General features: G+C 57.6%; 13 protein-coding genes. 11 read left to right on the top strand and 2 right to left on the bottom strand.

The window, feature by feature from the left end:
- Window positions 1–180: 180 nt before the first annotated feature.
- The 3 genes from rfbA to rfbB are packed head-to-tail and all read left to right on the top strand — an operon-like array spanning window position 181 to window position 3,090.
- Window positions 181–1,068 (top strand): glucose-1-phosphate thymidylyltransferase RfbA, encoded by an 888-nt coding sequence (gene rfbA, locus DXA66_RS02015; protein ID WP_005944568.1) that lies wholly within the window; start codon window positions 181–183, stop codon window positions 1,066–1,068.
- Between the two features lie 21 nt (window positions 1,069–1,089).
- On the top strand, window positions 1,090–2,007 hold the full coding sequence (rfbD, locus tag DXA66_RS02010; protein WP_118526498.1) for a dTDP-4-dehydrorhamnose reductase: 918 nt from the start codon (window positions 1,090–1,092) through the stop codon (window positions 2,005–2,007).
- Between the two features lie 18 nt (window positions 2,008–2,025).
- Window positions 2,026–3,090, top strand: a complete 1,065-nt coding sequence (gene rfbB / locus DXA66_RS02005) for a dTDP-glucose 4,6-dehydratase (protein WP_118526496.1) — start codon at window positions 2,026–2,028, stop codon at window positions 3,088–3,090.
- Window positions 3,091–3,170: 80 nt separating this feature from the next.
- Here rfbB and DXA66_RS02000 read toward each other — a convergent pair whose 3' ends face one another.
- Window positions 3,171–3,761: a uridine kinase gene (locus tag DXA66_RS02000; RefSeq protein WP_118526494.1), complete on the bottom strand. Its 591-nt coding sequence runs from the start codon at window positions 3,759–3,761 to the stop codon at window positions 3,171–3,173.
- 448 nt (window positions 3,762–4,209) lie between these two features.
- On the opposite strand from DXA66_RS02000, the gene DXA66_RS01990 reads away from it, so the two are divergent.
- The 8 genes from DXA66_RS01990 (at window position 4,210) to DXA66_RS01955 (ending at window position 12,112) form a co-directional block, all read left to right on the top strand.
- Window positions 4,210–4,794 carry a DUF3793 family protein gene (locus DXA66_RS01990; protein ID WP_118526492.1) on the top strand — a complete coding sequence of 195 codons (585 nt, stop codon included), beginning with the start codon at window positions 4,210–4,212 and terminating at the stop codon, window positions 4,792–4,794.
- A 445-nt stretch (window positions 4,795–5,239) separates the two neighbouring features.
- Window positions 5,240–5,455 carry a FeoA family protein gene (locus DXA66_RS01985; protein WP_005944556.1) on the top strand — a complete coding sequence of 72 codons (216 nt, stop codon included), beginning with the start codon at window positions 5,240–5,242 and terminating at the stop codon, window positions 5,453–5,455.
- Window positions 5,456–5,537: 82 nt separating this feature from the next.
- Window positions 5,538–5,759, top strand: coding sequence for a FeoA family protein (locus DXA66_RS01980; RefSeq protein WP_005944554.1), 222 nt, complete (start codon window positions 5,538–5,540; stop codon window positions 5,757–5,759).
- A 25-nt stretch (window positions 5,760–5,784) separates the two neighbouring features.
- On the top strand, window positions 5,785–7,971 hold the full coding sequence (feoB, locus tag DXA66_RS01975; protein ID WP_118526490.1) for a ferrous iron transport protein B: 2,187 nt from the start codon (window positions 5,785–5,787) through the stop codon (window positions 7,969–7,971).
- Between the two features lie 36 nt (window positions 7,972–8,007).
- Window positions 8,008–8,190 (top strand): FeoB-associated Cys-rich membrane protein, encoded by a 183-nt coding sequence (locus tag DXA66_RS01970; RefSeq protein ID WP_044954063.1) that lies wholly within the window; start codon window positions 8,008–8,010, stop codon window positions 8,188–8,190.
- 118 nt (window positions 8,191–8,308) lie between these two features.
- The gene (locus tag DXA66_RS01965; RefSeq protein ID WP_097776443.1) at window positions 8,309–8,713 is read left to right on the top strand and encodes a metal-dependent transcriptional regulator; all 405 of its coding nucleotides are present in this window, start codon (window positions 8,309–8,311) and stop codon (window positions 8,711–8,713) included.
- Window positions 8,710–10,440, top strand: a complete 1,731-nt coding sequence (locus tag DXA66_RS01960; RefSeq protein WP_118526488.1) for an ABC transporter ATP-binding protein/permease — start codon at window positions 8,710–8,712, stop codon at window positions 10,438–10,440. The genes DXA66_RS01965 and DXA66_RS01960 overlap by 4 nt, the downstream gene beginning before the upstream one ends.
- A gap of 1 nt (window position 10,441) precedes the next feature.
- A complete protein-coding gene (locus DXA66_RS01955; RefSeq protein ID WP_118526486.1) occupies window positions 10,442–12,112 on the top strand; it encodes an amino acid ABC transporter ATP-binding/permease protein in 1,671 nt (556 codons plus the stop codon).
- A gap of 65 nt (window positions 12,113–12,177) precedes the next feature.
- Here DXA66_RS01955 and DXA66_RS01950 read toward each other — a convergent pair whose 3' ends face one another.
- The gene (locus DXA66_RS01950) at window positions 12,178–13,215 is read right to left on the bottom strand and encodes a GDSL-type esterase/lipase family protein (RefSeq protein ID WP_118526484.1); all 1,038 of its coding nucleotides are present in this window, start codon (window positions 13,213–13,215) and stop codon (window positions 12,178–12,180) included.
- Window positions 13,216–13,236 lie beyond the last annotated feature (21 nt).

The raw sequence follows: 13,236 nt of genomic DNA, 5'->3' as shown, positions 1-13,236 counted from the left end.
TAGTAAAATAAAGTGAACTGCTATTCCCATTTTGCCATTTTGGGCAGGGGGGAGCGGCTCCTGAATTTGTTTACAGCGGACGCAGCTCCGCTTTGAATCCATACGTCATCCGGGCGGTCTCCCGTCTGGGCGGCGTACAGCTGCACAACTTTTCAATCTATTTTAAAGGAGTGCACAAATATGAAAGGTATCATTCTTGCCGGCGGTGCCGGCACCCGGCTTTACCCGCTGACCATGGTCACCAGCAAGCAGCTGCTGCCGGTCTACGACAAGCCGATGATCTATTACCCCCTGTCCACGCTGATGCTGGCAGGCATTCAGGACATCCTAATCATCTCCACCCCGACCGATACGCCTCGCTTTGAGGCGCTGTTGGGTGATGGCAGCCAGTACGGCATCCATCTGCAGTATAAAGTTCAGCCCTCTCCGGACGGTCTGGCACAGGCCTTCATTCTGGGCGAAGAGTTCATTGGCGACGACTGCTGCGCCATGATCCTGGGCGATAACATCTTCTACGGCAACGGCTTCTCCAAGATCCTCAAGACCGCCGCTGCCAATGCGGAAAACAAAGGCCGCTGCACCGTGTTCGGCTACTATGTGCAGGACCCGGAGCGCTTTGGCATCGTGGAGTTCGACAAGGACGGCAAGGTGCTCAGCGTGGAGGAAAAGCCTCAGCACCCCAAGTCCAACTACGCCATCACCGGCCTGTACTTCTATAACAAAGAGGTCGTGAAGATGGCAAAGCAGGTCAAGCCCTCTGCCCGCGGCGAGCTGGAGATCACCACCCTGAACGACATGTATCTGAAGAAGGACGAGCTGGATGTTCAGCTGCTGGGCCGCGGTTTTGCATGGCTGGACACCGGCACCATGGACAGTCTGGTGGAAGCAGCCGATTTTGTGCGCATGATCGAGAAGCGCCAGGGCATCAAGATCAGTGCGCCGGAAGAGATCGCCTTCAAGTACGGCTGGATCGACCGCGACACCCTGCTGGAAAGCGCTGAGCGCTACGGCAAGAGTCCTTACGGCCAGCACCTGAAGAACGTTGCAGACGGCAAGCTGCGCTATTAAGCAAAAGAGAGGCATACCCATATGAAAATCATTGTTACCGGCTGCAAGGGTCAGCTGGGCACCGAGATCCTCAAGCAGCTGCGCGAAGGCCGCAGCGAGATCGGCCCCATCCCCGAAAAACTGCTCAATGCCACGGTGATCGCCGTGGACCTGCCGGATCTGGATATCTCCAACTACAAAATGGTGGACGAGTTCATCCGCCGCAACCGCCCGGATGTCATCATCAACTGCGCTGCCTACACCAATGTGGACGGCTGCGAAGTGAACCATGATGCCGCCTTCAAGGCAAACGCCCTCGGCCCCCGCAATCTGGCACAGGCAGCGGAAAAGACCGGTGCACGACTGGTACACGTCTCCACCGATTATGTGTTCTCCGGCCGTGAGAACGGCGGCGTTGCACAGGACGAAGCCACCATTCCCGGCCCCATCAGCGCCTATGGCTCTACCAAGCTCATGGGCGAAAAGTATGTGGAGCAGTTCTGCCACCGTCACTTCATCGTGCGCACCGCGTGGCTCTACAGCTACTACGGCAAAAACTTCGTCAAGACCATCGTGAACGCAGGCAAGAAGTTTGGCAAGCTGGAAGTGGTCAATGACCAGCGCGGCAACCCCACCAACGCGGTGGATCTGGCCCACGAGATCCTGCAGCTGTGCGTGACCCACGAGTACGGCCTGTACCACTGCACCGGCGAGGGCATCTGCTCGTGGTATGATTTTGCGTCCGAGATCATCCGCCTGTCCGGCGTGGATGCCGCTGTGGCACCCTGCACCAGCGAGGAATACAAGGCAAAGCACCCGGAAAGCGCCGACCGCCCCAAGTGGAGCGCACTGGACAACCGGATGCTGCGCTGCACCGTGGGCAACGATGTGCGCGACTGGAGAGACGCTCTGGCCTGCTTCTTCGCCCACTGGGACGGCGACAATGGGATGAAAGACTGAAAAGAGGAAATTGAACCTATGAAAACCTATCTGATCACCGGCTGCGCCGGTTTTATTGGCTCCAACTTTGTGCATTATATGCTCAAGAAATACCCGGAGATCCTGCTGGTCAATCTGGATAAACTGACCTACGCCGGCAATCTGGAAAACCTGAAGGATGTGGAGGGCGACCCCCGCCATGTGTTCGTGCAGGGCGATATCTGCGACAAGGAGCTGGTGGAAGGCCTGTTCCAGAAGTACGATTTCGATTACGTCATCAACTTTGCCGCCGAGAGCCATGTGGACCGCTCCATCAAGAACCCCGAAATTTTTGTGCAGAGCAACGTGATGGGCACCGTCAACCTGCTGCAGCGCGCCAAGGAAGCATGGTATGATGCCGATGCCAAGACTTGGAAAGAGGGCAAGAAGTACCTGCAGGTGTCCACCGATGAGGTGTACGGCGCACTGGGTGCCGAGGGCTACTTTATGGAGACCACCCCCCTGTGCCCCCACAGCCCCTATTCTTCCTCCAAGGCCAGCGCCGATATGTTCGTCATGGCCTTCCACGACACCTACGGTATGCCCGTGAACATCACCCGCTGCTCCAACAACTACGGCCCCTACCAGTTCCCGGAAAAGCTGATCCCCCTGATGATCAACAACGTCAAGCACCACAAGCAGCTGCCCATCTACGGCGATGGTATGCAGATCCGCGACTGGCTGTATGTGGAGGATCACTGCAAGGCCATTGATATGGTGGCCAACGGCGGCAAGGTCGGCGAGGTGTACAACGTGGGCGGCCACAACGAGCGCCCCAACATCTTCATCGTCAAGACCATCATCAACCAGCTCCACGACCGTCTGCAGGACGAGGGCATCAGCGAGGACCTCATCAAGCACGTTGCCGACCGTCTGGGTCACGACCGCCGCTACGGCATCGACCCCACCAAGATCAAGAACGATCTGGGCTGGTACCCCGAGACCCCCTTTGAGAAGGGCATCGTGCTGACCATCGACTGGTACCTGAACCATCAGGAGTGGATGGACCACGTCACCAGCGGCGACTACCAGAACTATTATCAGGATATGTACAAGAATAAGTAACAGACCGTAAAACACGAACTGCGTAAAAAAAGCGCCTGTCATGGAGATTTTCCGTGACAGGTGCTTTTTGTATGGATGACTCAGTTGGGCGTGGTGTCTATCGCAAAATCTGCTTTGACCTCAACATTGTACTGCGCAAAATATGCTTCCTCCAGCGGCACCCACCGGGCGGCAAAATTGGCATATCGCTCCCCCTCCCGCGCCTGCAGGCGGCGGGTCTGCTCTTCTTTTGCGCAGGTCAGGAACACCCGCAGCGTTTCGTAACCGGTCAGCAGCGGGTGGTGGCTGTAGCTGCCCTCCAAAATCACCAGCGGCTGCGCGGCCAGCTCCCGCGCGGGCAGGTACGCACCCTCGCGGCAGGAATAGGCACGGTACTGCACCGGCTGGCCCTCGTAGGCTGGGCGCAGGGCTTCGTCCCGCAGGCGGGCAAGGTCCATATTGGCGCAGGGCGTTTTCTCCCAGCCGCGGATGCGCTGTGCAGGCGGCAGGTAAAAATCATCGGTGTGCAGGGTGATGCTGGCCGGGAACTGCCGGGCCAGCGTATTTGCAAGGGTGGTCTTGCCGCTGCCGCAGCGGCCATCCAGCGCCAGCACCAGCGGCTTTGTGGGCTGCTGTGCCAGTGCGGCGGCAAGAAGGGAGATCAGGCCCGGCGGTGCAATGTTCTGTGGCATGGGAAACATGCTCCTTTTATAAGATAGAACCCTCTCAGTCATTGCTGTGCAATGCCAGCTCTCCCGAAGGGGAGAGCTTTTGAATGCGCTGACTCTATAAAGAGCTCCCCCTTCGGGGGAGCTGGCGCGTTAGCGCCTGAGAGGGTTTTCCTTATTATACCATACCGTATCTCAAAACGGTAGAATGCACAAAAAGCGAGGTGAAGAAAACTGCGGTTTGTTACGAATAACTTTTTTCAAGAAAAGTGTTGACAACGGCCCACCGCTGTGGTAAGATACAGTCACGTTAGAAATAACTAACCACAAGAAACAGATCGGCAGGCCGAAGCCTTGAATGCTCCGCGCAAAGCTGCTTCTTTTTTGGAATCCTGGTTAGAAATATCTAACTTATAACCACGGCGCATCCGGGGAACAATAGCCCGGAGAAACAAGGCGGGAGGGCACAGACATGGAGCGCAATTTTGAAACGGTCATGATCGAACAGTGTGCCCCGGTGCTGGCCGGCCTGAAACCGGCAGGCCTGTTCCGCTATGAGACCCGCGACTGCGCCGACCTTGCGCGCCGGGTGAAAAACTGGAATGCCCAGCTTCAGCCCAAGGGCCTGCGTGTGCGGGTGCTCAAGGGCTGCGTGCTCAACCACCGGTATCTTGTGTATGTCTACCGTGAAAGCAGGCTGGCTGCCGTGCTGGCAGATGAAAAGGTGCAGAGCTTTCTGCGGCAGGAGGGCTACCGCCTGCCGGAAGCGGGCGAAGCACCGGATGTGGGCAATATGCTCACTCAGCTTTCCCGCAAGCTGTGCTGTTCGGCAGAATTTCCGCATGAGATCGGGGTGTTCCTCGGCTATCCTCTGGGCGATGTTGTGGGCTTTATCGAGAACCGCGGCAAAAACTTTACCTGTTGCGGCTGCTGGAAGTCCTATGGCGACCCGGATGCGGCGCAGAAGCACTTTGACCAGCTGAGCAAGTGCACAGCAGTCTATCTGCGGCTGTTCCACAGTGGAACGCCCATTCTCCGCCTTGCCGTGGCGGCTTAAAATTTGTCATTCTCTTTTCAAATACTCTCTTTTTATCCTGGCACCTGCTGGTGTCCACGCACTGGCAGGAAAGAAATCCTCCTTTTGACACGCGGCCGCGCGGTGCAGACTGACCACTGTACCACGCGGCTGTGTCATTTGCAGCAAAAGAGCACAGCAGGTCAGAGAAAAAGCTTTGTGATAGTTTACAAGATGCCGCCAAAAAAGAACAAGAAAATGTAAACAATGGCTAACTTTGATTCAATAATTTGAGTTAGTTGTTGTTGATTGTGGTGAAAAAACGGAAAAAATCGGGCAGAAAAATTGTTTGTTCATATGAACTAACTTTTAATTGTGAAAAAACTATTGACATAAAAGGTTAGTGAGCGTAAACTATCCACGTTGGTAGTTGCGGCTGACTAACCGCAGCGATATCCCAGATTCAAACAGGAAGGGAAGCGGAAGTATGATGCCTTTGACAATGGCAAAAGCAGGGGAGACCGTCACCATCAAAAAGATCACCGGCAAGGACGAAATCCGGCTGCATCTGGCAGAGCTGGGTTTTGTGGTGGACAGTGAGGTAACGGTCGTCAACGAGATCGCAGGCAACCTGATCATTCAGGTCAAGGAGAGCCGCATCGCGCTGGACAAGACCATGGCAAACCGTATCATGATTGGCTGAACAGTGCCCAGGCGCTGTTTGGGAGCTGCTCCGAAACTGGAATAGTCTCTCTATAAAGACAAGCAGAGGAGGATGGTTAAGGATGAAAACTCTGAAAGACGTAAAGGTCGGCGAGACCGCTACTGTGGCAAAGCTGCACGGTGAAGGCCCGGTCAAGCGCCGCATCATGGACATGGGCATCACCAAGGGTGTTGAGATCTATGTCCGTAAGGTGGCACCTCTGGGCGACCCCATGGAGCTGACCGTGCGCAACTACGAGCTGAGCGTGCGCAAGGCCGATGCTGAAATGATCGAAGTAGTCTGATCCCAAAGGGAGGAAGGATTAAGCAATGAGCATTAAAATTGCACTTGCCGGCAACCCGAACTGCGGTAAAACGACCCTGTTCAACAATCTGACCGGCTCCAACCAGTATGTCGGCAACTGGCCCGGCGTTACGGTGGAAAAGAAGGAAGGCAAGCTGAAGGGCGACAAGGATGTTATCATTCAGGATCTGCCCGGTATCTACTCGCTGTCTCCGTACACGCTGGAAGAAGTGGTTTCCCGTACTTATCTGGTCAAGGAGAAGCCCGATGCCATCCTGAACATCATCGATGGTACCAACATTGAGCGTAACCTGTACCTGACCACCCAGCTGATCGAGCTGGGCATCCCGGTGGTCATGGCTGTGAACATGATCGATCTGGTGCGCAAGAACGGTGATAAGATCGACCTGAAGAAGCTGAGCGCAGAACTGGGCTGTCAGGCGGTGGAGATCAGCGCACTGAAGGGCGAGGGCACCGAGGCTGCTGCAAAGGCTGCTGTGGCTGCTGCAAAGGCTACCAAGGCTGCTGAGCTGCCCCATGTGTTCACCGGCAGCGTGGAGCACGCCATTGCCCACATCGAAGAGTCCATTCAGGGCAAGGTGGATGACCGCTTCCTGCGCTGGTATGCCGTCAAGCTGTTCGAGCGCGACGAGAAGGTCATGGATGAGCTGAAGCTCGACAAGAGCCTGATCGACCACATCGACCAGCACATCAAGGACTGCGAAGCTGAGATGGACGATGACGCTGAGAGCATCATCACCAACCAGCGCTATGCATATATCAACACCGTCGTGGGCAAAGCTGTTAAGAAAAAGGCCCGCGTGGAGCACCTGACCGTTTCCGATAAGATCGACCAGATCGTGACCAACCGTATCCTGGCTCTGCCCATCTTCGCACTGGTCATGTTCCTGATGTACTCCCTGTCCATGGGCACCTCCATTGCAGACGGCGGCTGGGCCATTGGTACCTTTGCCACCGACTGGACCAACGATGTCCTGTTCGGTGAGATCGTTCCCAATGCTCTGGGCGGCTTGCTGGAGAGCATCGGCGTGGCAGGCTGGCTGTACGGCCTGATCATGGACGGCATCGTTGCCGGTGTCGGCGCGGTTCTGGGCTTCGTTCCCCAGATGCTGGTGCTGTTCTTCCTGCTGTCCATTCTGGAGGATGTGGGCTATATGTCCCGTGTCGCCTTCATCATGGACCGTATCTTCCGCAAGTTCGGCCTGTCCGGTAAAAGCTTCATCCCCGTGCTGGTCGGTACCGGCTGCGGCGTGCCCGGTGTTATGGCTTCCCGTACCATCGAGAACGAGCGTGACCGCCGCATGACCATCATGACCACCTGCTTCATCCCCTGCGGCGCAAAGATGCCCATCATCGGCCTCATCGCAGGTGCGATGTTCGGCGGTTCTTCTCTGGTGGCTGTCTCTGCTTACTTCATTGGCATGGCTGCCATCATCTGCTCCGGCGTGATCCTGAAGAAGACCAAGCTCTTCGCAGGTGATCCCGCTCCCTTCGTGATGGAGCTGCCCGCATACCATGTGCCTGCATGGGGCAACGTGTTCCGTGCAACCTGGGAGCGCGGCTGGTCCTTCATCAAGCGCGCAGGCTCCGTCATTCTGGCCGCTACCGTTGTGCTGTGGTTCCTGCAGGGCTTCGGCTTCGAGAATGGTGTCTTCGGCATGGTCGAGGATCAGGACAACTCCGTGCTGGCTGCGATCGCTACCAAGGTCGCATGGATCTTTGCACCTCTGGGCTTCGGCAACTGGCGTGCAACTGTCGCTTCCGTCTCCGGCCTGATCGCAAAGGAGAACGTGGTTGGTACCTTCGGTGTTCTGTATCACTTCGGCGGCGAGCTGTCTGAGAACGGCGATGAGATCTGGGCTGCTGTTGCGCAGGACTACACCGCTCTGTCGGCTTACGCCTTCATGATCTTCAACCTGCTGTGCGCTCCCTGCTTCGCTGCTATGGGCGCCATCAAGCGCGAGATGAACAACGGCAAGTGGACCGCCATCGCCATTGGTTATATGTGCGCTCTGGCTTACTGCGCCGCTCTGGTGGTGTACCAGCTGGGCGGTATCATCACTGGTGAGATCGGCTTCAATTTCTTCACCATCGTGGCTGCTGTGGTTCTGGTCGGCTTCATCTACCTGCTGGTGCGTCCCAACAAGTACGCGAGCGACAACGAAGTCAAGATCGACGTGACCAAGATCTGATCGAACCGCATGACATTGTGAAAGGGTGTGTTTTGTATGATGGAATTCCTCGCTGCAAATTTTAATCTGCCCACGATCATTGTGGCAGTCATCGTGTTTGGCGGTGTGGGCTGGATCACATGGCACTCCCACAAGCATGGCGGCGGCTGCAGTGGGTGCAGCGGCTGCGGCGAAGGCGGCTGCAATGGCAGCTGCAGCGGTTGCAGCGGCTGTCACTGAGCATTGAAATGATCCGCAAAGGGCGCGGGCTGGAACATTCGGCTCGCGCCCTTTTTTCAAAAACAAAAAGTTAGCTTTGGATAACATTGGAAATTCAGAACGAAAGAGAGTGATCGGGATGGAACTTACGTCGGCGCATCTGCGCTATCTGCTGGCGATCTACGAAGTCTCACAGACCCATCTGGATATCAGCTCCCGCAGCATTGCCGAAAAGCTTGGCGTGACCAAGCCCTCGGTGGTGCGTATCATGAATCTGCTCATGGAGCGCGGCATGATCGTAAAGGAGCACTACGGCAAGATCTATATGACAGACCGGGGCATCTGGGTGGCAAAACAGGTGGATCGGGAGCTGAAAACGATCCTGACCCATTTCCCGCCGGTCGGTGAGCCGCTGAGCGAAGAAGAGCGCTTTACCGCTGCCCTTGCCATGACCAGTGCACTGCCGGAGCGCATCTTTACCGGCGAATATGAGCGTCTGTTCGGCAGTGATGCAGAAAAAACAGAAACGGAGAAAGCCCAGTGATCAATAAAAAATTGCTGTCCTTTGACCACGGTGCACTGCGCTATGTGGGAGCCAATGTGGCTTTCCAATGGCTGGGGATGCTGTGCAACGTGATCTTTGTGCGGGCCATTGCCCAGCTGGTGGGCGCAGCCTTTGCGGGCAGCCTGACCAGTGCACAGCTGTGGCAGAACCTTGTGCTCTGCCTTGCCACGGTGCCCATGCGCTTTGCCTTTACCATGCTGGCATCAGCCATGAGCGATCAGGCTTCCAAGGATGTCAAGCGCACTCTGCGCAGCAGCATCTACGCAAAGCTTGCCCGCCTTGGCCCCAACTACACCGAGACGGCGGCCACCAGCGAGGTGGTGATGCTGGCCAGCGAAGGTGTGGAGCAGATCGACACCTACTTTGCAAAATACCTGCCGCAGCTGTTTTACAGCCTGCTGGCACCCGTTACCCTGTTTGTGCTGCTGGTGGGTGTGCACGCACGGTCGGCCATCATCCTGCTGTGCTGCGTGCCGCTGATCCCCATGTCCATTGTGGCGGTGCAGAAGTTTGCCAAAAAGCTGCTGGCAAACTACTGGGGCGAGTACACCACCCTTGGCGACAGCTTCCTTGAGAACATTCAGGGCCTGACCACCCTGAAAATTTATCAGGCCGACGGCTGGAAGCACGAGCAGATGAATGCGCAGGCCGAGCGCTTCCGCAGGATCACCATGAAGGTGCTCACCATGCAGCTGAACTCGGTGACACTGATGGACCTGATGGCTTACGGTGGTGCGGGCCTTGGCATCATCAGCGCGGTGGCTGCATTTGCGGCAGGCCGGCTGACCCTGACCGCCACATTGACCATCGTGCTGCTGGCGGCGGACTTTTTCCTGCCGCTGCGGCTGCTGGGCAGCTACTTCCACATTGCCATGAACGGTGCCGCTTCGGCAGAGAAGATCTTCAAGCTTCTGGCAGCGGAAGAGCCTGCCGATGGCGACCGCGTGCCCGGAGAGAATACGACTCTGAAGCTTGAGCATGTCACCTTTGGCTACGAGAAGGACCGCACCATCCTGAACGATGTCTCCTTTACCATTCCGCAGGGCAGCTTTGTCTCGCTGGTGGGTGAGAGTGGCTGCGGCAAAAGCACCATTGCGGCGCTGCTGTCCGGCAGCCGCACCGGCTATACCGGCAGCGTGACGCTGGGCGGTGTGCCGGTGCAGGAGCTGCAGCAGGAACAGCGTCTGCGCACCCTGACGCTGGTGCCCCACAACGCCGCCATCTTCAAGGGTACGGTGGAGAGCAACCTGCGCATGGCAAAGCCGGACGCGGACGAGGCACAGCTCTGGGCGGCATTGGAACAGGTGAATCTGGCCGATTTCTGCCGCAGCCAGAACGGCCTGCAGACCGCTCTGCATGAGGGCGGCAGCAATCTTTCCGGCGGTCAGCGCCAGCGCCTTGCCATGGCCCGCGCCCTGCTGCACGATACGCCCATCTACCTGTTTGACGAAGCCACTTCCAACGTGGATGCCGAGAGCGAGAACGATATCATGCAGGCCATCCACAGTCTGGCCGGAAAAAAGACGATCATCCTCATTTCGCACCGTCTGGCCAATGTGGTGCACAGCGACTGCATCTATGCAATGAGCAATGGCCGGGTGATCGAGCAGGGCACACATGCCGAACTGCTGGCCCGGCAGGGAGCCTATAGCCGCCTGTATACGGCCCAGAAACAGCTTGAAACGCTGGGAAAGGAGGATGCCTGATATGAATAAAATCAATCGCCGCAGCCCCTTTGCCATTGTGGGGCGGTTGATCGTGCTGGTAAAGCCCATGCTGCCTATCATGCTGGCAGCGATCGTGATGGGTGTGGCAGGCCACTTCTGCGCCACCTTCATTACCATCTTTGGCGGTTTTGGCATCCTGCGTGCGCTGGGGCTTGCAAGCCCGGTGAGGACCGTGGGCACGGCCTTTGCCTGCATTCTGGTGTTTGCGCTGCTGCGCGGCGTTCTGCGTTACGCAGAGCAGGCGTCCAACCACTATATCGCCTTCAAGCTGCTGGCCCTGATCCGCGATAAGGTATTCGGGGCGCTGCGCCGTCTGACCCCTGCAAAGCTGGAAGGCCGTGACCGCGGCGACCTGATCTCGCTCATCACCGCCGATATCGAAGCGCTGGAGGTGTTCTATGCCCACACCATTTCGCCCATCTGCATCGCGTGCATCTGCGTCATCGGCATGACGGGCTTTGTGGGCAGCTGGCACATCCTGCCTGCGCTGGTGCTGCTGGCGGGCTATCTGCTGGTGGGCGTGGCCCTGCCGGTGTGGAGCGCAAAGCGCGGTGACCGTGCCGCCCGGGAGTACCGTCAGGCACTGGCCGATACCAACAGCTATGTGCTGGAAAGCCTGCGCGGCCTGAAGGATACCCTGCAGTATCAGGACACCGCAGCCCGCGCCGAGGGCATCACGGCCCACAGTGAGATGCTGGGCGAAAAGCAGAAGGCGATGAAATACCGCGAGGGCCTGACCGTGGCCATCACGAACACCTTGATCCTGCTCACGGTGCTGGCCGTGCTGGGTGTGAGCCTGAACCTTTACCAAAGCGGTAAAATGGGCGTGGAGGGCGTACTGGTGTGCACCCTTTCGGCCCTCAGCTCCTTTGGCCCGGTGGTGGCGCTGGCAAACCTTGGTGCCAGCCTGACGCAGGTGTTCGCCAGCGCAGACCGCGTGCTGGACCTGCTGGACGAACAGCCCGTCACCGCCGATGTGACCGACGGCACAGACACCGCATTTGCAGGTGCTGCGGCAGAGCATGTGAACTTTGCCTATGCCAATGAGGAGGTGCTGCATGACCTGAGCCTGACCATTCCGGAAAAGAAGATCGTGGGCATCACCGGCCGCTCCGGCAGCGGAAAGTCTACCTTCCTGCGGCTGCTGATGCGCTTCTGGGATGTATCCAGCGGCAGCATCCGCTTTGGCGCAGAGGATATCCGCCGCGTGAACACCGCCGCCCTGCGCGAACAGGAAAGCCTTGTGACGCAGGAGACCGAGCTGTTCGACGATACCATTGAGAACAACATCCGCATTGCAAAGCGGGATGCCACCCGGGAAGAGGTGGAAGCAGCCTGCAAAAAGGCTGCGCTGGACGGCTTTATCCACAGCCTGCCCAAGGGCTATGATACCCCGGTGGGTGAGCTGGGCGGTGCACTTTCCGGCGGCGAGCGCCAGCGCATCGGTGTGGCGCGTGCCTTCCTGCATGATGCACCCTTCCTGCTGCTGGACGAGCCTACCTCCAATCTGGACAGCCTGAATGAGGGGGTCATCCTCAAGGCTGTGCGGGCAGAGTGCAAAGACAAAACGGTGCTGTTGGTCTCCCACCGCAAGTCTACCATGGCTGCGGCAGATATCAGCTTTTCGGTGGAAAGCGGCCGGCTGAGCTGAAAACAGAACAGCGCAAACAAAAAGCCTGTCTCGCAAAAATGAGACAGGCTTTTTTGATGGAAAGCTCACTTCAGAGCATTCAAAATCTGGTTTGCAATGTACTGGTGGCCCTTAACGGTGGGGTGGCCGTCGGCAGCGGTCTGCGCACGGGGAATGGCAACATAGGTCAAGCCTTCCTGTGTGGCAAGGTCTTTGGCAAAGCGGTTCAATTTGCTGAAATAGCGGTTCCATGCGGGCAGCAGAGGCACGGGATTGGTATAGCCCAGCAGCACGATTTTGGCATCCGGGTTCAGTGCGCGAATACCGGCCACGATCTGCGGCAGGCTGTTGGTCACATTGGTATAGGCCTGATCGCAGATCTCATCCATGCCGCGGAACAGCAGGCGGTTGGTGGCGCGGCTCTCGTCAAAGGTAAGGGTCATACGGTTCAGCGCTTCGAGGAAGAGCCCCAGCTTCTGGAAGTTGAAATCACGCAGGGCACCGCTGACCATCAGTGCGGCAAGCTGCTCGCTCTTCCAGTTGGTGGCCTCGCCCAGACCTACGATGCAGGGCACCAGCGCGTCGTTGGAGCCGATCTGGATGGAAATGATATCGGCCTTGCGCAGATACTCCTGATATTCCGGGTAGACGTAATATGCGCCGGAAGCCTGATTCATCTTGGGCATGGCGCTGTTCTGCACCATATCCACCATGTCAGGGCTCATCAGGCCGGGCAGGCCCAGATTGATGGCGTGCTGGCGGTCCAGCCCAAGGCCCTTGCCCACAAGGGCGGTGTAGCATTGGGAAGAGTAGCCCTCAAAGTTCGGCTGCAGATCGTAGCCGATCTGGGCGATGTTGTATTTCATATCGGCAAGGCCGACACCGGAGGTGATGCTGTCGCCCAGCGCCACATAGGTGAGCTGCTGCTCCGGTTCGCCGGCTGTCTGGGCATCGGCGGGCAGGGCGGTCTCCTGCTCGGCAGGCGCTGCGGTCTGCTCCTGCTGCACCTCTGCCGCTTCGGCGGCAGGCAGCTCCGTCTGTTCGTCGGCAGCAAATGCAGGCATGGCCAGCAGCACAAGCGCTGCCGCTGCGGCCAGAAAGCTGGCAAACTTTTTGTTTTTCATTGTAATTCCTTCTTTCTGGAA

This window comes from Faecalibacterium sp. OF03-6AC, from assembly GCF_003478175.1.
GTDB classification, from domain to species: domain Bacteria; phylum Bacillota; class Clostridia; order Oscillospirales; family Ruminococcaceae; genus Faecalibacterium; species Faecalibacterium taiwanense.
The sequence above is the reverse complement of the archived record's forward strand: the minus strand, read 5'-3'. Positions and strand labels throughout refer to the sequence as shown.

Excerpts from the sequence above, each read along its gene's own strand:
- DXA66_RS01985 (WP_005944556.1), top strand. The coding sequence starts at position 5,240 with ATGATGCCTTTGACAATGGCAAAAGCAGGGGAGACCGTCACCATCAAA.
- DXA66_RS02000 (WP_118526494.1), bottom strand. The coding sequence starts at position 3,761 with ATGCCACAGAACATTGCACCGCCGGGCCTGATCTCCCTTCTTGCCGCC.
- rfbA (WP_005944568.1), top strand. The coding sequence starts at position 181 with ATGAAAGGTATCATTCTTGCCGGCGGTGCCGGCACCCGGCTTTACCCG.
- DXA66_RS01950 (WP_118526484.1), bottom strand. The coding sequence starts at position 13,215 with ATGAAAAACAAAAAGTTTGCCAGCTTTCTGGCCGCAGCGGCAGCGCTT.
- DXA66_RS01955 (WP_118526486.1), top strand. The coding sequence starts at position 10,442 with ATGAATAAAATCAATCGCCGCAGCCCCTTTGCCATTGTGGGGCGGTTG.
- DXA66_RS01970 (WP_044954063.1), top strand. The coding sequence starts at position 8,008 with ATGATGGAATTCCTCGCTGCAAATTTTAATCTGCCCACGATCATTGTG.
- DXA66_RS01990 (WP_118526492.1), top strand. The coding sequence starts at position 4,210 with ATGGAGCGCAATTTTGAAACGGTCATGATCGAACAGTGTGCCCCGGTG.
- rfbD (WP_118526498.1), top strand. The coding sequence starts at position 1,090 with ATGAAAATCATTGTTACCGGCTGCAAGGGTCAGCTGGGCACCGAGATC.
- DXA66_RS01980 (WP_005944554.1), top strand. The coding sequence starts at position 5,538 with ATGAAAACTCTGAAAGACGTAAAGGTCGGCGAGACCGCTACTGTGGCA.
- rfbB (WP_118526496.1), top strand. The coding sequence starts at position 2,026 with ATGAAAACCTATCTGATCACCGGCTGCGCCGGTTTTATTGGCTCCAAC.
- feoB (WP_118526490.1), top strand. The coding sequence starts at position 5,785 with ATGAGCATTAAAATTGCACTTGCCGGCAACCCGAACTGCGGTAAAACG.
- DXA66_RS01965 (WP_097776443.1), top strand. The coding sequence starts at position 8,309 with ATGGAACTTACGTCGGCGCATCTGCGCTATCTGCTGGCGATCTACGAA.